The organism is Rhodococcus sp. SMB37 (assembly GCF_004345605.1).
Lineage (GTDB): Bacteria > Actinomycetota > Actinomycetes > Mycobacteriales > Mycobacteriaceae > Rhodococcus.
In genome coordinates, this window is sequence record NZ_SLVY01000026.1 from 1 (window position 1) to 16,902 (window position 16,902).

The window sequence follows — 16,902 nt, forward strand, 5'->3', positions numbered from 1 at the left end:
CTTGTTGCTGGCGTTGACAATTGGATTGTCTTCTACAACACTGTTCGACGGAACTCTGCTGTGGGGATGCTCAGTCCCGACAGGTTCGAGAACTCACTTCGGGTGGAAGTCGCCTGAAAGATGTAACCCCCTTGTCCACCGTTCGGGGGGAGCCTCAAACGACCCCGGGGATCGGCACCGACCGACCGATCTGCCATACGGTGGTGGCGTTGTCGAGGAACGCCTGGTCGACCTCGGTGATCTCCTCGATCCCGTCGATGAACGCCCGGACGGCGGCGACGACCTCCGGATCGTCGGTGATGACGACGGCCTCGTCGGCGATCGTCGAGCTGTGGGAGGCATTCGCGGAGCCGATGACCGCCCGCCGACTGGTGGCGATCACGTTGGCGTGCAGGTTCGGTGACGACAGCACCCGCACACCGGCGTCCACGTAGTGGGCGAGCGCGACCGGGGAGGTCGCGTGGGCGCGCACCGCGGCGCGGGAGGCGTTGACGACAAGAACATCCCCGGCACGCAGCGGCAGCAGGGTGGGCGCGTCCTGGCCGAGGTGCGCGATCGCAGCACGCCGGAGACCGCGCGTGCGGATCGCGCGGGTGATGTGCGGCCACGGACTCGGCCCGTGGAACGTGGTCCCCATACCCGGAAACGGTAGCGGGTGTGAACACCCGGTTGGGTGGATCCGCGATCGGCGGGCTCACAGACAGTGCAGTGGATTCAGGCCGCTGACCTGTGAAGATGACACGTCCCTTTCCGCGGGGACCGATTCGCACAGCCCGTTACTGGTGTGAGGGGGTTGCCGTGACGGGCGCGGTCATCGGTCGATTCGGTTCGGGTGCTCGGTACCACCCATGCATGCCGAGGCCGAATACGTCGAGGTTGACCTGTGTCGGGGTGGGGTGCGTCCACGCCTGGGGTGGGTGAACGGGCCCCCTGGGGTTGCTTCAGTTCGGGCGCTGGAGTGGGCAGAGTTGTCTCTGTCACCGACGCACTTCCCCGACATCCTCAGGAGCGAATGAATGATCAACGCCCGCCGAACCTTTACCGCCATCGCCTTCACTGCCTTTACGGTCCTGAGTGCGGCCGGGGCAGCGTCCGTCGCTCAGGCCGAGCCGATCGGCCCGAACGGTCCCACCGGTGGTCCGTGCCCGATCGTGAACACGGACTCGAACGGAAATGAGACGGTGACATACGGCAAGCCCGGCGACCGCAATGGCGCTCTGGTGTGCGGTGCGGACGGCGAATGGACGGTCGGCAAGACCAAGGCCAACCCCGGGCAGATCCAGATCCAGCCCGGACTCTCCCGCGGGTAACCGACAGCAGCCTCCGCCCTCCCCTCTTGAGGGTGAGTGCCCCGCATCGATGCCGATGCGGGGCGCGTCCGGTTCCGGGCCGGTGCGTGTATCCGGTGCTGATCGGTGGCCGGTTCCCTCCCGGGTTGCAACATTGCAATGCCGAATTGTCAGGGGATGGAGTAGTGGGACCGCGACGGATGGGGGAGCCGTGATGTACGACCCGCCGATGACCAACCTGCCGGCCGCGCTGGCGCAGATCGACAAGGTCAACACCCGCCTGGCGCACACCAACATCGTCGAACGGTTCACCTACGTCCTCGACCCCTACACCCACGAGGAGACCAACGCCCTCGGCATCACCACCGCACAGCAGCGGGTGCACCTGACCCTGTCCGCCCCGCAGATCGGGTTCGACGGCTGGGTGTTCGTCGCCCGGCCTCGTCGAGGAGGAAGCCGGTTACGTGAGCTTCTGCGCACCGGGCCAGAACCTGGACGGCTGGACTCGCCCGGACACCCCGCACTGCGACTACTGCGGCAAGTTCCGCCGCCGCGCCGCTCGATCGTTCCAGGGAATTTCGGATCGAATCCTTAGCGCTGGCTCCGGCTGCGAGACCCAGTAGCTGCGGCGACGGCATTGTCGCGACCGGAACACAGCAGTGACGGCTCCGCTACATGTCCCCGACCACCGGTGTGCATACGCCGCTCGGGCTGAGGGAACCCGAGTCTCTGTACCGTGACCGAGGCCATTGGTCGCTAACGATAGAACTGTCATGCGACCTCATACAGCTAGAGCGACAAACCTCCATCAACGACCAGTTCGGTGCCATTCATGAACGAGCATTCCGAGGATGCGAGAAACAGAACTGCCCGCGCGATCTCGTCGGCCGTGCCACGCCGCCGCAACGGAGTGGCATGGGTGACTGCATCGATTTGCTCGTCTGGCATGACGTCGATCATCGTGGTGCTGATGAATCCGGGCGCAACGGAGTTTACGCGCACCCCATACGGTCCCAGCTCGACCGCAGCGCATTTTGTCATGCCGCGTACCGCCCACTTAGTCGTGGAATAGCCGATCTGATTCGCGTAGCCGCGGTGACCGCCGATGGAGGACAGGTTGATGATCGAGCCCGAGCCCCTTTGCTTCATCTCTGCTGCCACTGTGCGCATTCCGAGGAAGACGCCGAGCTGGTTGACGCGGTAGTGGCGCTCGAAATTCTCTACGCTGGTTTCGCTGATGTCGTGACCCGGATCGAGCACGCCAGCGTTGTTGACCAGAATCGTGACGTCGCCCAAGTCATCGCGGACACGGGAGAGGAGTGTCTCCCAGGACTGTTCGGAGCTGACGTCGTGGGGCAAGTAGTGGCAGCCTAGGTTGGTGGCCAGGTCGCGGCCGTGCTTTTCCGAGCCGCCGGCGATCACGACAGTGGCGCGGGCACCTACAAGCGCTTTGACGATCGCAGCTCCGATGCCGCGGCTGCCCCCGGTGACGATGGCGGTCTCGCCGCCCAGGTTGGGCGCCGAGGCAGTTGTGTCTGTGGACGGACTGGAGTTCATGACATTCCTCCCCATAGGGGTGATCGAGTCGAGGAAGGGTGGCTAGCGCTGTTAGGAGTGCGACCGGTTGCCCTCGGGTGTCGAGATAGCTGGAGTTGGGTTGGCTATGAGTGCGGATGCGCCGTAGCGGGGAGTGCCGCGGCGGTCGGTTGCGTAAGCACTCCAGCGGCCGAGCACGCGGCCTATAGCGAGCGCCGGACCGATGCTGCTGGCGACGACGAATCGGGCGGTGGTTTCTGTGTCATCGAGCTCCGGATCAACAAGTTCTCGGCGACGGACTCGACGTGGCGGCGGCCCGCCCCCTTCCGCACTTGGTCATCATCCGGCGGCGACGCTCATCCCGCCGTCGGCCATGACGATCGATCCCACGAGATACGCTGCTTGTTCCGAGGCCAGAAATGCGATGACTTGCGCGATTTCGCGTGGTTGGGCGGCGCGGCCGATCGGCGTCCCGCTGCCGTGCTCGGCGAGGAAGCCCGATCCGTCTTCGTGTATCTCGTCGAGGATGTGGGTGATCACGTCGCCCGACCCGACGGCGTTGACGCGGATTCCGTGTTCGATGACCTCGAGGGACAGCGCTCGAGTCAGCTGGGCGAGTGCGCCTTTCGAGGCTGCGTATGCAGCGATTGTGGGAAAAGCTTGGAAGCACGCGTAGGAACCGACGTTGACAATCGCACCCGACTTCTGCGGCGTCATAGCCCGCACGGCTTCTCGGGAGTGCAGAAATGCGCCCGTGGCGTTGACCGCGAGAATGGAATTCCAGGCGTCGAGTGTCATATCGGCGACGGTTTTGTTGATGATGATCCCGGCGTTGTTGACCAGAATGTCGAGCCCGCCGAATCGCTGCTGGGCGAGCGCAACGGCACGGTGGGCACTGTCCTCGTTGGTGACATCGGCGACCAGCGGGGCGACGCTCGGGCTAGCTAGCGCCTCGACGGCAACGTTGCGGTCCTCAGCGACCACCCGGACCCCGCGCTCTACCAACAATTCTACGGTGGCTCGCCCAATACCGCTGGCTGCGCCAGTGACGATTGCGACTTTGCCGCTGAGATCGTTTGTTTGGACGGGAGTAGTCATGTTGATGCCTTTCGTGTTTGGTATGACTAGCGAGGGTCAGGCACAGACAGCGGAGTTGTTTCGCTGCCGTGCGCCGGCGTCCAGCTCTTGATCGGCGTGAAGTAGTGCAGGTCGAAGACACGCTCGACCATGCCCCATTGACCGTCTTGTCGCTCGAATCGGTCGTGGTAGATACCGCCCACCTGTGTAGGGCCCGACTCGATGTTGGTGACAAAGCAATCGAGCGCGGTCGTGGCTGTGGCAGTGTCGCCGTCGATGTCGATCACAGCGTTCGACATCCAATGATGCATCCGCGGGCTCTGGGACCAGAGCTGGTGGGCCGCGCCTACGATCGCATCCACACCTGTGAAGTTGCCGAAGGGTTCGCCGAGCCTTAGCGTGGCGCCTTCGTGCCAGATGTTGCGCAGTATGTCGATGTCTTGCAGGTCAAAGGCATGGGCGTACTTCGCGATGAGGCGTTCGATGGCACGTTGGCTTTCAAGGCGGTCGATTCGGGCTTCAATGTCAGTAACTTGCGGCATCTTTTCCTCCGTGTCCTTAGGGTCGTTGGATTGCCGTAAACGATCGTGCCGTCGCCAAGACGTAGTTGCCGTCAATCTCGTCGAGCATGTAGTGGCGGGTGATCATTCGTCTCGCTTTAGCTGGCCGGGCGTCGTTTATGCGCAGCATCGGGACGATGTCATCCCTCGGGAGACTCGCTGAACACTTCGGCCCTGGCCATTCTCTGCCCCCGTCTTGTTATGACGAAACGGTGTCTTTCCTCATCGAGCCGCTGATGCTTCGTCCTCCGCATACCGGGATGCTCTGCCCGGTCACGTAACCGGCGTTGGCGTCGGCGAGGAACGCAACCGTGCGTGCGACATCGATGGGCTGCCCCACTCGACCGACCGGGATGGATTGACGCACCCGCTCGATGATCTCGTCGGGCATCGAATTCGACATCGGTGTTTCGATGAACCCGGGCGCAATGCAGTTGACGGTGATGCCGTCAGCGGCGAGAGCCAGGGACAGGCTTCTACTCACGCCGGCGATCCCGCCCTTGGAGGCGGCGTAGTTGGTGGAGCCGAAGTTGCCCAGCCAGGCGCGGGAGGTCAGCGAAATGATGCGGCCGGTTTCCGAGCTGCGCAGGGCCGGCAACGCGGCGGCAGTGGTGGTCAACATTCCGATCAGATTGACATCGAGAACCTGCCGGAAGACCGCGGGCTCCATCTTCTCGATGCGGGCGTCCTTGAGGATCCCCGCACAGTTCACCAGAACATCGAGCCCACCGAGCCGAGATACGGTGGCATCGACCGCGGCTTGCACGGATTCCCGGTCGGCGAGGTCCGCGGCGGATGTGGACATAGCGACACCGGTGGCCTCAGTGATGTCCTTCGCCACTGCTCGCAATCCGGTTTCGGAGATGTCGGAGAGGCTGATGCTGTATCCGAGTTCGGCCAAGTGTTCGGCGATGCCTCGCCCGATACCGCCCGCAGCACCGGTGATGAAGGCGACTCGAGGCCGTTCTGCAACTCTCTGTTCGTCGGAGCTCATGGGTGCAGCCTTCCGAGGTCGGTGCCGTTGGCGGCGTATATTTCCTGACCGGTCACCGCACCGGCATGCTCGGCGGTGAGCGCCGCGATCAGCTCGGTAACGGCTGGTTCGTTGGGATCGGTGTCATAGAAGACTGCATTCGCGGCGCCGCCGTGCCGCTGCAGCTCGATGGCGACAGACCGGACGAAGCTGATCAGAGCCCCGGTAACCGCGCAGTCCAACGGCCTGGGCGGGTCTCCCAGTGCCGCCGTCGCCGGGGCGAGGACGACCACCCGGCCGCGATGGCGTGCGTCGGTGATGGCCGGCCAGTGATGCTGAACGGCGGAAAAAGCAGCCATCAGCGGATGCGCCACCGCCCGCTCGAGGTCCGCGGTGTCGATCGTCTGGTCACTCTCTGTGCCGCGGTAGACGAGCACCACGACCGAGGAGGCGGGTGCGCGGGCGGGCTGGGTGGTGCCGGCGAGATCGATCGTGGTGAACGTCGAGGTGGTCATCGCGTCACCAGCAGTACTGTGACAGAGCCGCCGTCGGTGCCGCTGACGGTGCCCCCCTTGCAGTAGGCAAGCCCGATATTCGCCTTGTCGACCTGCCGTTGACCGGCACGGTCAGTGAGTTGCCAGGTGAGCTCGCAGATTTGCGCGACACCGGTGGCACCCACCGGGTGTCCACGACTGAGGAGGCCACCGCTGGCATTGACGGGGAGTTTGCCGCCGATCGAGGTGTTACCGTTCTCGGCCCACCTACCGCCCTCGCCGACGGGGACGACGCCGAGGCCTTCCAGGCGGACGATCTCGGCGATCGTGAAGCAGTCGTGCATTTCTACCAGGTCGACGTCGTCGGGCCCGTAGCCGGTGATGTCCCAGGCCTGTTCGCCCGCACGGCGGGACACGTCCTCGTCGTTGAGGTTGGTGTCGGCAGTGACGATCTTGCCGCTGACCAGGGCGCAGCCGGCGACGCGTGGAGCCGATGATCGCCCGAGTTTGGCGAGGCCGGCAGCACTGCACAGCACCACCGCGGCGGCGCCGTCGCTGATGGGACTGCAATCGAGCAGTCCCAGTGGATCGGCGATGGTGCGGGCGTCGACGACTTCCTGCAAACTGATCGGCCGCTGGTATTGAGCGAACGGGTTGTGCACCGAGTGGGCGTGATTTTTCACGGCCACCGCGGCAATCTGCTCGCGGGTGGCACCGTGGTCGGACATGTACCGCCGAGCGCTCATCCCGTGATTGGCGGCCATGACAAGGCCGTTGATGGCATCGAGGTCCGTGGGGTCGGGCATGACCCCACCGGAGACACGGTCGGTCATCTTCTCCGCACCGATGACCAGCACGATGTCGTACAGGCCGGCCTTGATCGCGATCCAGGCTTCGCGGATCGCGGTGGCCCCGCTGGCACAGTAATTTTCGTGGTTGGAGACGGGAAGTCCGCCGAGGCCCATTTGCGCCGCGACGCGTTGGCCGGCGACCGGGCCGCCGAAGACATGCCCGACGTAGACGGATTCGATGTCCTTGGTGCTCACGCCCGCATCGGACATTGCTTCTCGCGCAGCGCCCACAGCAAGTTTCTCGAACGTGACGTCGACGGGGTACTTGCCGAATCGCACCATGCCGGCGCCGGCGATGTAGGTCTCGCTCATCGGTTCTCCTCGGTGCCCCGGAAGCGGTACCACCACAGTGGTTCTCCGGAGGAATCGGCCTTCAATGTGAACAACTCGACAGCTACTTCGTCGTCGATCTCGACGGCACCTGTCGCCGCGCCCAACAATCGGACCCCGTCGTCGAGATCGACGGTCACCAGGGTGTACGGCGTCTGCAACGGGGGCGGGGCTTGGTGCACGACGGTCCAACTGACGATTCGACCTCGGCCGGCCATCATGACGTTGTCGACGGCGTCAGCCCCGCAATGGGGGCACAGTGGCCGCTCCGGGAACGAGCGTCGGCTGCACACCCGGCAGGCGACACCCTTGATGCCCTGCGGCTCCAAACTGACGACATCACTTCTCAGTGGTGAACCTGTGGAAGTCATGGTCTACATTCCGCCTCTCTGAACTAGCTGCGCTGCAATGACGTTCTTCTGGATTTCGTTGGTGCCCTCACCGACGATCATCAGTGGGGCGTCGCGGAAGTACCGCTCGATGTCGTACTCGGTCGAGTAGCCGTATCCGCCGTGGATGCGCAGCGCGGACAACGCGACCTCCATCGCTGTCTCGGAGGCGAACAACTTCGCCATTCCCGCCTCCATGTCACAGCGGAGCCCGGCGTCGAATCGACTGGCCGCGAACAGGGTCAGCTGACGGGCGGCGGTGAGTTTGGTTGCCATGTCGGCGAGTTGGTGACCGATGGCCTGATGCTTCCAGATCGGCTTACCGAATGACTGTCGATCCTGTGCGTATCGCAGTGCGTCTTCGAGCGCGGCGCGGCCGACACCGAGGGCGCGGGAGGCGACCTGGATCCGACCGGTCTCGAGGCCCTTCATCATTTGGGCGAAACCGTGTCCCTCGACGCCGCCGAGTACCGCCGACGAGGGAACTCGGAAGTTGTCGAAGGAGATCTCGCAGGTCTCCACCCCCTTGTATCCGAGCTTGGGGAGATCCCGCGAGACGGCCAGACCGGGGCCGTGCTCGACGAGCAGGATGGAGATGCCCTTGTGCTTCGGGGTGGCCTGGGGGTCGGTCTTGCAGAGCAGGGCGATGAGCCCGGACCGGCGTGCATTGCTGATCCAGGTCTTCGAACCGTTGACGAGGTAGTCGTGCCCGTCGAGGCGTGCATGGGTACGCATCGCCTGGAGGTCGGAGCCGCCGCCGGGCTCGGTCAGGGCCATGGTCGCGCGCAGTTCGCCGGTGGCCATCCGCGGAAGGTAGGTGGCCTTCTGCTCGGCGGTTCCGAAGGTGGTGAGCAGCTTCGCGACGACGGTATGACCGCCCATCGCGCCGGCCAAGCTCATCCAGCCGCGCGAGAGTTCCTCGGTGACCCGGACATAGCACGGCATCGAGACCGGGGCGCCCCCGAATTCTTCGGGAACGGCCAGCCCGTAGATGCCGATTTCCTTCATCTGTTCGATGAATTTCTCGGGGTACTCGTTCTGGTGTTCCATCTCGTTCACGACAGGCTTCACATCGCGGTCGATGAAGTCACGGACAGTCTGGATGAGGAGTTGTTCTTCCTCGGGGAGGTCGAAATTCACGTGAGAGTCCATCCGTGTCAGTGGTCGGCGAGCGGAGTGGGAACCGACGGGGTGGGCATCCCGGTGGCGTCGAGCCCGAGTTCGATGAGCGCACGTTCGCGTAGCCGGGCCTTGGGTACCTTGCCGCTGGCGACCCGCGGGAAGCCGGCGCTGGTTCCGTAGATCACATGGTGCGGGGCTTTGTATTTGGCGGCCTTGCTGCGGACGTGGTCCTGGATCCGGGTGAGGGTGACGTCGTCGCGGTCGGCGTCGACGAAGACGACGATCGCCTCACCGCGGACGATGTCGGGGATGCCTACGGCATGCACTTCACGGACGCCGGCGATCTCCCCGACCAGTAGCTCTACTTCGAGGGGGCTGACGTTGATGCCGCCGGGTTTCATCATCTCCGAGAGTCGGGAGTGGAAGTGCAGGTACCCGTGCTCGTCCAGGTATCCGAGGTCGCCGGTGCGGAAGAAGCCGTCGGTTGTCATGACCTCGCGATTGCGGTCGGGATCCTTGTAGTACCCGCGCATGACGTGTCCGCGGATCAGGATCTGTCCGATTTCACCGGCCGGTAGCGGGTCGTCGGTTTCCGGGTCGGCGATGCGGATGTCCCAGTCGGGGAGGGGGCGGCCGATGGTGCCCTCGGCCCGCTCGACGGGGTCGTGGGCATCGGTCAGCGCGCACAACCCGTAGGACTCGGTCAATCCGTAGATGCTGGTACCCAGGGTCAGGCCGAGTTCGGCACGGGCGAGTTGGCGGTCGGCTTTGCTCAGGCCGAGGACACCCTTGCGAAGGCTGAGTTGGCGGCGAGCGCGGTCGGGATGGTCGACGAGGCTTCGGGTCATGTTGCCCAGTCCGTAGTAGGCGGTGCAGCGTTCACGTTCGAGCAGTTCGAGGGCTCTGCCGGGTTCGTACACCTCCATGAGAACCACGCACGCGCCGTGGGTCCAGGTCGCGCCGAGTGCCTGGACGATGCCGAGTCCGTAGAACAGCGGCGTCGCGAGAAAGGACCGGTCCTGCTCGTCGAGCGCCTGCCGTTCGCCGATGTTGAAGGTATTAACGATGGCGTGGTGGTGTTCGAGCGCGACACACTTCGGTCGGGCCGTGCTGCCACTGGTGTAGATGAGGTACACGAGGTCGTCCGGTTCGACAGCGGCTTCGGCTCCGGCCAGTACCCCATCGCTGATCTGTTCTCCGCGCCCGAGGAACTGGTGTAGCGGTACCGCAGCCGGGAGGCGGTGCTCTCCGAGCTCGACGACCTGGCGCAACGCCGGCAATGCTGTGTCGTGGAGTACGCCGTCGGTGCCGGGTTCCTTGGTGGACGCCGCGACGGTGCCCGCGACGATGGGCACATAGTCCGTGCCGCGCAGCCGGTCGAAGAACAGCAGGGCTTTCACATCGCCGTGGTCGAGCGCGTACGAGAGCTCATCGGTCTTGTACCAGGTGTTGATCGGCACGACGGCGGCGCCTATCCGGGCCCCGGCCATCGCGGTGTACAGCCATTCGGGTCGGTTACCTGCCAAGATGGCGATCGAGTCACCGCGGCCGATCCCTATGGCTAGCAGTGCCTTCGACCATCGGCTGACCTCGTGATCGAGCTCGGCGAAGGTGACATCGGTGCCTTCGAAAGAGATCGCGGCGCGGGTGGGGAAGCGGTCGGCCATTTCGTGCAGCAATGCCCCCCAGGTGTGTGCGGTAGGAGCTGATGCGGTCATTGGGGTTCCTCGGGTTGTGCAGGCGATGAGACGATTGGGTCAGCTGCAGGCGGGGTGGGTAAGCCGGGGATTTCGACGGGAAAGGCGAGTACGCGCCCGCCCTTGGCGACGGTGACAATGAGACGGTCGAGCGCGTCGCCGGCGAAGCAGACGCTGGTGGGCATCGTTCCTTCACCGATCGCCAACTGCTCGCGCATCTGCCCGGCCGGGTCGAAGTAGGTGACGGTTCCCGATTTACTGCCCGCCACCCACAGCCCGCCCTGCGCGTCGATGGTGATGCCGTCGGGGGTTGGGACGGTGATCTCCGGGAAGTCATGATCGACGGTCGCGGTCGATGCTGTGACCAGGTAGCGGCGTACCCGGTTTCGGGCGGTCTCGGCGACGTACAGGTGTTCCGGGTAGGGCCCGAACGCGATGCCATTGGGGAAGAAGACGTCGTCGAGAACGACCGTTGCGTGATCGGCCGCGGGATCGTATCTCCAGACGCGACCTGGCAGGGCCGCGTCGCCGAAGCCGTGTCCGTTTGGGTCGGTGAACCAGAGGGCGCCGTCCGGCCCGAACGTGCAGTCCGACGGGGCGTCTACTGTTCCGCTGAAGAGGGTGCTCGGCGTGGTGGAAGCACGGTAGTCCCAGACTTGGATGGACGGAGAGACCGGCAGCTGTGATCGGGTAGGCATCACGTCGCCACCATTCTGGGTGATCCACAGTTGCCCGTCGTAGCCGAGCGTCATGCCGTTCGGTCCGCCACCAGTTTCGGCGGCCGCCACAGCCGGGCGACCGTCGAGGAAGCCCTCGTACAGCGCGCCGCGGCTGACACTCGTGACGAACAATCGGCCGTCGGTGGTCCACACCGGTCCCTCGGTAAAGCCGATGTTCTCGGCGAGGGTCAGGCCGTTGTCGACCGTTCTGGTGGTGATCGAGGGTGCCGCCATCAGTGCTGTCCTGTTCTGGTCGTCGCCGCCGTCGCGCAGATGGTCGAGGCCCACTGCGTCATCAAGGTCTCTGCGGGCTTGCTCTCGCCGCCGTTGGCGGCGCCCGGTGTTCTGCTGTATCGGGGAGCGGGCGCCGGTTCGACGCAATCCTCCCGGAGGAGGGTGCCCCGGGACTGCATGTGCGGGTCGGTCACCGCCTCGTCGAGCGTGAGGACGGGGGATACGCACGCGTCGAGTTCGGTGAAGACCACCGTCCATTCTTCGCGGGTTCTCGTCCGGAAGATACTCGCGAACCGATCCTTCATGGCCGGCCACTGCGCCCGGTCCTGTTGTGCCGGCAGGTCGGCGTCGGCGAGTCCGAGACCGCGGAGCAGCCGCTGGTAGAACTGCGGCTCGATACTGCCCACGGCCATGAAAGCGTCGTCCGCGGTTCGGTAGACGTTGTAGAAGTGCGAACCGCTGTCGATGCTATTCGTGCCGGGTTCGCTCGACCAGTTCCCGGTGGACTTCCGATTCCAGATACCGCTCATCAGCAAGCTGGTTCCGTCGATCATCGCGGCGTCGACGACCTGACCGACATTGCTCGTCACGCGCTCGTAGAGCGCGGCGAGTATTCCTGTGACCAGGAGCATTCCGCCGCCGCCGTAATCACCGACGAGGTTGAGCGGCGGAACGGGAACTTCCCCTTGGCGGGTGATGGACCGGAGGGCACCGGTCAGCGCGAGATAGTTGATATCGTGCCCAGCGGTATTCGCGAGCGGTCCCTCCTGCCCCCAGCCGGTCATTCTGGCGTAGATCAATGCAGGATTTCGTCCTAGACAGATGTCAGGCCCCAGGCCAAGACGTTCCATCACACCCGGCCGGAATCCTTCGATGAGCACGTCGGCGTGTCCGATGGCATCGAGAGCACGGTCGCGTTCGTGTGGGTCCTTCAAATCGAGACTCAGTTCGCCGGCCCGGCCTCGACCGAGGATGCCGACGTCGTGTGTGTTCTGGCCGGGCCGGTTGATGCGCAGAACTTCCGCGCCGGCGTCGGCGAGCATCATCGCGGCGAACGGTGCCGACCCGAGCGCGGCGATCTCGACAACGCGCAGTCCACGGAGCGGGCCGCGAGAGGGGGCTGTGTGGGTCATGTGCCTTCCTTGTCGGCTGGGACGAAGATCAGGTGTGACTCTCCGTCGTCGGTGGTGGTGAATTCGGCGCGGACTCGCTGCCCGATCCGGAGCGAGGTGGACGTTGGCACTCCGGCGAGGTTTCCGTAAATCTTGGCGCCCTCGTCGAGTTCGATGACTGCGACGACGTACGGGCTCGGCAGATGGAAACCGGTCAGGTAGGTCTTGTGGAAGGTTGCATACGTCCACAACTGTCCCTCGCCGCTCACCCGGTTCCACCAGGGGATCTCCGTGCTTCCGCATCGAGTGCAGACCGCTTTCGGGGGGAACTGCTGGGTTCCGCAGGCCGCGCATGCGCTGATCAACAGCTCGCGGCGGGCCAGTCCCTCGAGGTGGGCGGTCAACAGATAGCGGGGGTTCATGCCTGCGCTCCGTACACGACTGAGGTCACTACGGGAGCGGCGCACAGGTATTGGGCGATGGTCGCATCCTGTACCTGGCGGTCTCCGCAGGTTCTCCTCAGCTGGCGGACGGCCTCGACGTTCAACCCCCACCCTTGCATGTAGCTTTCCGACAGATGACCGCCGGAGGTGTTGATCGGCAGCTCACCGCGCAGCCCGATTCGGCCGTCCTGGATCCATGCTCCGGACTCGCCGGGTGCACAGAATCCGAGGCCCTCCAGGGTGAAAAGCACATTGGGGCTGAAGTTGTCGTAGGCCATCAGGACGTCGACGTCGGCCCGGCTGCAATCGGCCATTGTGTACGCCTGCTGCCCTGCGGTGGCGATCGCCTCGCGCCAGAAGTCGTCCGGGGGGAAATCGGAGTTGCGTAGCTGCCCTTGTTGTCCGAACCCCAGGACATGCACGGGCGGTTGAGCGCAGTCGCGGGCCCGGTCCGCCGAGGTGAGGATCATGGCCACCCCGCCGTCGTTGATCAGGCAGTAGTCGTAGATCTTCAACGGTTCGACGATGAATCGGGACTCGAGGTAGATCTCGCGTGAGATGGGATCTTTGAACACGGCGTGGGGATTCAGCGATGCGTGGTCTCGCAGGGTGACCGCGACCTGCGCCAGCTGTTCGGCAGTGGTGCCGTACTGCGCACAGTGCCGCTGGAACATCATCGCGTAAAAGGCTCCGGGCGAGGTCATCCCGTACGGCAAGGTCAGCGCCGGATTGGTGCCGTATCCCTCGGCGGCCGCGCTGGCGCTCGCGCCGCCGCCTCCATAGGTGTGCCCACCCGAGCGCCCATTGTTGCCGTACACCAGCGCGATGGTGGAGGCCATCCCGGTCGTTATGGCCAGTACCGCCATCTGGATGGCGATGCCGGTCATGCGTCCCTCTGCCGGCAGCTGCGCCGTCCAGCGTGGCTCGATTCCCATCCGCGAGGCCACCGTCTCGTAACTGCTCACCCGGTTCACGATCAACCCGTCGAGGTCGCGCGCGGTTAATCCGGCATCGTCGAGTGCGGCCTCGAGGGCGGCCAAGCCCAAATCGTCGGCGGAGGAACCCGTGAGATTGCCGAATTCGGTCGTGCCGACCCCGACCACCGCGGTGGCCGCGCGAAGTGCGGCGCGATATGGGCGACGGTGTACCTGCACTGAAACTCCAAATTGGATAACTGATACGTACGGACAACTTTTACTGTGCCATGTTCAGCAGTGCTTTAGCAAGGGAAGGCGGATCCCGTAAATGAGGTCGGGAATCAGTGTGTTGCTGGGGGATTGGTGTGGCGGGTTTACCGGGTGCGGGCAAGCCAAGGCGCCTCCCGGCCTCAGGAGACCGGAAGGCTGCCGAGTGCGCGGCGAGCGTTCAGAGTGAGAAGTCGATGATTCCGCGGATGTTCTTTCCGTCCCGCAAGTCCTGATAACCCTGGTTGATCTCGTCGAGCGTGTAGCGGGTGGTGATGAGCTCGTCGAGCTTGAGCTGACCGGCATCATAGAGTCGCAGGAGCCGGACGATGTCGTACTGCGGGTTCGACGAACCGAACAGAGTGCCCTTGATGGTCTTCTCCATGAACACCATTTCCTGGCCTGACACGTGGACAGTGAGGTTGGCGGCGTTGGACACGCCCGTGACCACCACTGTCGAGCCCTTTCCGATCACCTTGAAGGCCGCCGTAATGGTTTCCTCGTCCATGGTGCCGATGAGCACGAGAGCCTGGTCGGCGCCCTGGCCCCAGGTAAGTTCGGTGACCTTTTCGTGTGCTTCCTCGGCGCTGGAGAAGACATGGGTCGCGCCGAATTTGAGCGCGGTGTCTCGCTTGAATTCGACCGGGTCGACGCACACGACGTACTTCGCTCCGGCATGCACCGCACCCTGGACCGCGTTGGTGCCCAGTCCGCCGATCCCGTAGATGACGGTGGTGTCTCCGGGGCGAACGTTGCCGGCGTTGACTGCGGTGCCCCATCCGGTCGGGACGCCGCACCCGACGAGCACCGCGCTGTCGAGTGGAAGCCAGTCGTCGACCTTGACGACCGAGTACTCGGACACGGTGGCGAATTCGGAGAACGCCCCGAGCATGCAGAAGGCGCTGTAGTCGGTGCCGTCCTTGTGCAGCCGGAAAGTGCCGTCCGGCATGCTGCCCTCGAGAATTGTGGATCCGGCATCGCAGAGGTTCTGGCGCCCGGTCGAGCAGTACCGGCAGATGCCGCAACTCGGTGTGAAGCTGCAGACGACATGGTCACCGACCACGACCTTCTTCACTCCGGGGCCGATCTTCTCGACGATGCCCGCTGCTTCGTGTCCGCCCACCATCGGATAGCGCACGGCTAGATCGCCGTCCATCATGTGCAGATCCGAATGGCACAGTCCGGCCGCAGACATCCGCAACATGACCTCCCCGGGGCCGGGATCGTCGATGTCCAGCTCCACGATCTCGAAGGGGGCGTGGGGTGCGGTCAGTACGGCAGCGCGTGTCTTCATTGTTCTTCCGATCGTTCGAGGGGGATTCAGCTGTGCATGGTCCAGACGGACTTGGTTTCCAGGTATCCGTCGAGGCTGTCCGGGCCCAGGTCACGGCCGTAGCCGGACTGGTGGAACCCACCGAAGGGAGCTGCTGGATCGGTCAATCCCCAGCCGTTGACGTAGACGGTCCCGGCCTGCAGCCGGCGTGTCATCGCCTGGACAGTGTTCACGTTCTTCGTCCAGATACCCGCGGCTAAACCGTAGTCGCTGGCATTTGCTCGTTCGATGACCTCGTCGATGTGGTCGAAGGCAAGAACCACGAGGACCGGACCGAAGATTTCCTCGCGGACACATTCCATGTCGTCGGTCACGTTGGCGATGATCGTCGGGGGGTAGAAGTGTCCGGTCAGATCGGCGGGAACCTGCGCGGGCTGATAGACCGTGGCGCCCTCGTCCTTTGCCCGTTGGACGTATCCCTGGACGCGCTCGAGTTGCGCACCGTTGGCCAGGGGCCCGAAGTCGACGCCCTCGTCGATTCCGTGTCCAATCCTCAACTGCCCTGCAATCGAGGTGAGCTGCTCGACTACCTCGTCGTGAATGTCATTGTGAACGAACAAACGGGACGGGGCACTGCAGGTCTGGCCGGAGTGCCAGAAGATCCCACCCGCGGAACCGGTCACCGCCTCCTCCACATCGGCATCGGGGAGGATGATGTTGGCGGACTTGCCGCCCAGTTCCAGGGTCACCCGTTTGACGTCGTCTGCAGCTTGGCGGGCGATGTGCTTGCCGACCTTCGTCGAACCGGTGAACGTGAGTTTATTGACCCCGGGATGGGTGACCAGTGCTTGACCAGCGGTGCCGCCTGTGCCCGGCACGACGTTGAGCACGCCGGGGGGCAGTCCGGCCTCGATGGCCAGCTCCGCCAGCCACAGCGCCGACAGGGGTGTTTCCTCGGAAGGCTTGAGGACCATCGTGCACCCGGACGCAAGGGCGGGACCGATCTTCCATCCGCACAGCAGAAGTGGGAAGTTCCACGCGGTGATCGCGCCCACCACTCCGACCGGTTCGAGTTCGGTGCGTACGTGAATGTTGGGATGAGACACCGGGACGGTCGAACCGACGATCTTGGTCGGCCAGCCGGCGTAGTAGTGAAACGCCCGCGCGGCGAACTCGACATCGATGTTTCGTGCTGCGCCGAGAACCTTCCCTGCATCAAGGACCTCGAGCTGGGCGAAGTCGTCGGCGTGCCGGTAGATCAGATCGCCGATGCGGTGGAGGATGCGTCCGCGGTCTAGCGGACTCATCTGCCGCCACGGGGCGGACTCGGTGAAGGCGCGCCGGGCGGCATCGACCGCGTCGGCGACATCGTCCGCCCCACCGGACGCCGCAACCGCAATCTGGCGGCCGGTTGCCGGGTCGAAGACGGGTATCTCCTCTCCGCTGAGCGCTGAGCGTCGTTCGCCGTCGATGAAAACGTGCGGAGCGGTCTGAAGACGCTCGACGACAGCGGAGGACAGAAGGTGATCAGTCAATGCGGTGATTGTCATCGTCCCTCTCAAATGGATATGTGATACATCAGGTGTGACTCACGTTACGTCATCTAGGTGCTTCAAGTC

At 64.4% G+C, this 16,902-nt stretch carries 17 protein-coding genes and 1 pseudogene; 2 read left to right on the forward strand and 16 right to left on the reverse strand.

The annotated features are described in order from the left end of the window. Window positions 1–160: 160 nt before the first annotated feature. Window positions 161–637, reverse strand: a pseudogene (locus tag EV641_RS27495) (phosphatidylserine/phosphatidylglycerophosphate/cardiolipin synthase family protein); the annotation flags it as partial. A gap of 379 nt (window positions 638–1,016) precedes the next feature. Between EV641_RS27495 and EV641_RS27500 the strand changes: the two are divergent. Together EV641_RS27500 and EV641_RS27505 are read left to right on the forward strand one after the other, a co-directional pair. Next, on the forward strand, window positions 1,017–1,310 hold the full coding sequence (locus tag EV641_RS27500; protein ID WP_054713554.1) for a hypothetical protein: 294 nt from the start codon (window positions 1,017–1,019) through the stop codon (window positions 1,308–1,310). A gap of 208 nt (window positions 1,311–1,518) precedes the next feature. Further along, window positions 1,519–1,884, forward strand: a complete 366-nt coding sequence (locus tag EV641_RS27505; RefSeq protein ID WP_241997509.1) for a hypothetical protein — start codon at window positions 1,519–1,521, stop codon at window positions 1,882–1,884. A gap of 194 nt (window positions 1,885–2,078) precedes the next feature. On the opposite strand, the gene EV641_RS27510 is transcribed toward EV641_RS27505, so the two are convergent. The 15 genes from EV641_RS27510 to EV641_RS27580 all read right to left on the reverse strand — a co-directional run bounded on the left by EV641_RS27510 (window position 2,079) and on the right by EV641_RS27580 (window position 16,818). After that, the gene (locus EV641_RS27510) at window positions 2,079–2,846 is read right to left on the reverse strand and encodes an SDR family oxidoreductase (protein WP_158289223.1); all 768 of its coding nucleotides are present in this window, start codon (window positions 2,844–2,846) and stop codon (window positions 2,079–2,081) included. 318 nt (window positions 2,847–3,164) lie between these two features. Then, window positions 3,165–3,923, reverse strand: a complete 759-nt coding sequence (locus EV641_RS27515) for an SDR family oxidoreductase (protein ID WP_054713550.1) — start codon at window positions 3,921–3,923, stop codon at window positions 3,165–3,167. 26 nt (window positions 3,924–3,949) lie between these two features. Further along, window positions 3,950–4,444: a nuclear transport factor 2 family protein gene (locus tag EV641_RS27520; RefSeq protein WP_054713549.1), complete on the reverse strand. Its 495-nt coding sequence runs from the start codon at window positions 4,442–4,444 to the stop codon at window positions 3,950–3,952. Window positions 4,445–4,661: 217 nt separating this feature from the next. Beyond that, a complete protein-coding gene (locus tag EV641_RS27525) occupies window positions 4,662–5,456 on the reverse strand; it encodes an SDR family NAD(P)-dependent oxidoreductase (protein WP_132476485.1) in 795 nt (264 codons plus the stop codon). Further along, a complete protein-coding gene (locus EV641_RS27530) occupies window positions 5,453–5,950 on the reverse strand; it encodes a hypothetical protein (protein WP_132476488.1) in 498 nt (165 codons plus the stop codon). Before EV641_RS27530 ends, EV641_RS27525 begins: the two co-directional genes overlap by 4 nt. Beyond that, complete coding sequence (locus EV641_RS27535) at window positions 5,947–7,092, reverse strand: thiolase family protein (RefSeq protein WP_132476491.1); 1,146 nt, start codon at window positions 7,090–7,092, stop codon at window positions 5,947–5,949. The genes EV641_RS27530 and EV641_RS27535 overlap by 4 nt, the downstream gene beginning before the upstream one ends. After that, on the reverse strand, window positions 7,089–7,481 hold the full coding sequence (locus EV641_RS27540) for an OB-fold domain-containing protein (protein ID WP_132476494.1): 393 nt from the start codon (window positions 7,479–7,481) through the stop codon (window positions 7,089–7,091). Before EV641_RS27540 ends, EV641_RS27535 begins: the two co-directional genes overlap by 4 nt. Window positions 7,482–7,484: 3 nt before the next feature. Then, window positions 7,485–8,651 carry an acyl-CoA dehydrogenase family protein gene (locus tag EV641_RS27545; protein WP_132476497.1) on the reverse strand — a complete coding sequence of 389 codons (1,167 nt, stop codon included), beginning with the start codon at window positions 8,649–8,651 and terminating at the stop codon, window positions 7,485–7,487. Window positions 8,652–8,656: 5 nt separating this feature from the next. Further along, window positions 8,657–10,339, reverse strand: coding sequence for an AMP-binding protein (locus EV641_RS27550; protein WP_132476500.1), 1,683 nt, complete (start codon window positions 10,337–10,339; stop codon window positions 8,657–8,659). Continuing rightward, window positions 10,336–11,271, reverse strand: a complete 936-nt coding sequence (locus EV641_RS27555) for an SMP-30/gluconolactonase/LRE family protein (protein ID WP_158289224.1) — start codon at window positions 11,269–11,271, stop codon at window positions 10,336–10,338. Before EV641_RS27555 ends, EV641_RS27550 begins: the two co-directional genes overlap by 4 nt. After that, window positions 11,271–12,404, reverse strand: coding sequence for a CaiB/BaiF CoA-transferase family protein (locus EV641_RS27560; RefSeq protein WP_054713541.1), 1,134 nt, complete (start codon window positions 12,402–12,404; stop codon window positions 11,271–11,273). Before EV641_RS27560 ends, EV641_RS27555 begins: the two co-directional genes overlap by 1 nt. Continuing rightward, window positions 12,401–12,805 carry a Zn-ribbon domain-containing OB-fold protein gene (locus EV641_RS27565; protein WP_054713540.1) on the reverse strand — a complete coding sequence of 135 codons (405 nt, stop codon included), beginning with the start codon at window positions 12,803–12,805 and terminating at the stop codon, window positions 12,401–12,403. Before EV641_RS27565 ends, EV641_RS27560 begins: the two co-directional genes overlap by 4 nt. Then, entirely contained in the window at window positions 12,802–13,980 is a 1,179-nt protein-coding gene (locus EV641_RS27570; protein ID WP_241997511.1) for a thiolase family protein, read from the reverse strand. Before EV641_RS27570 ends, EV641_RS27565 begins: the two co-directional genes overlap by 4 nt. A gap of 211 nt (window positions 13,981–14,191) precedes the next feature. Then, entirely contained in the window at window positions 14,192–15,304 is a 1,113-nt protein-coding gene (locus EV641_RS27575) for an NDMA-dependent alcohol dehydrogenase (RefSeq protein ID WP_105417685.1), read from the reverse strand. A 26-nt stretch (window positions 15,305–15,330) separates the two neighbouring features. Beyond that, the gene (locus EV641_RS27580; protein ID WP_241997512.1) at window positions 15,331–16,818 is read right to left on the reverse strand and encodes an aldehyde dehydrogenase family protein; all 1,488 of its coding nucleotides are present in this window, start codon (window positions 16,816–16,818) and stop codon (window positions 15,331–15,333) included. Between the last annotated feature and the right edge of the window lie 84 nt (window positions 16,819–16,902).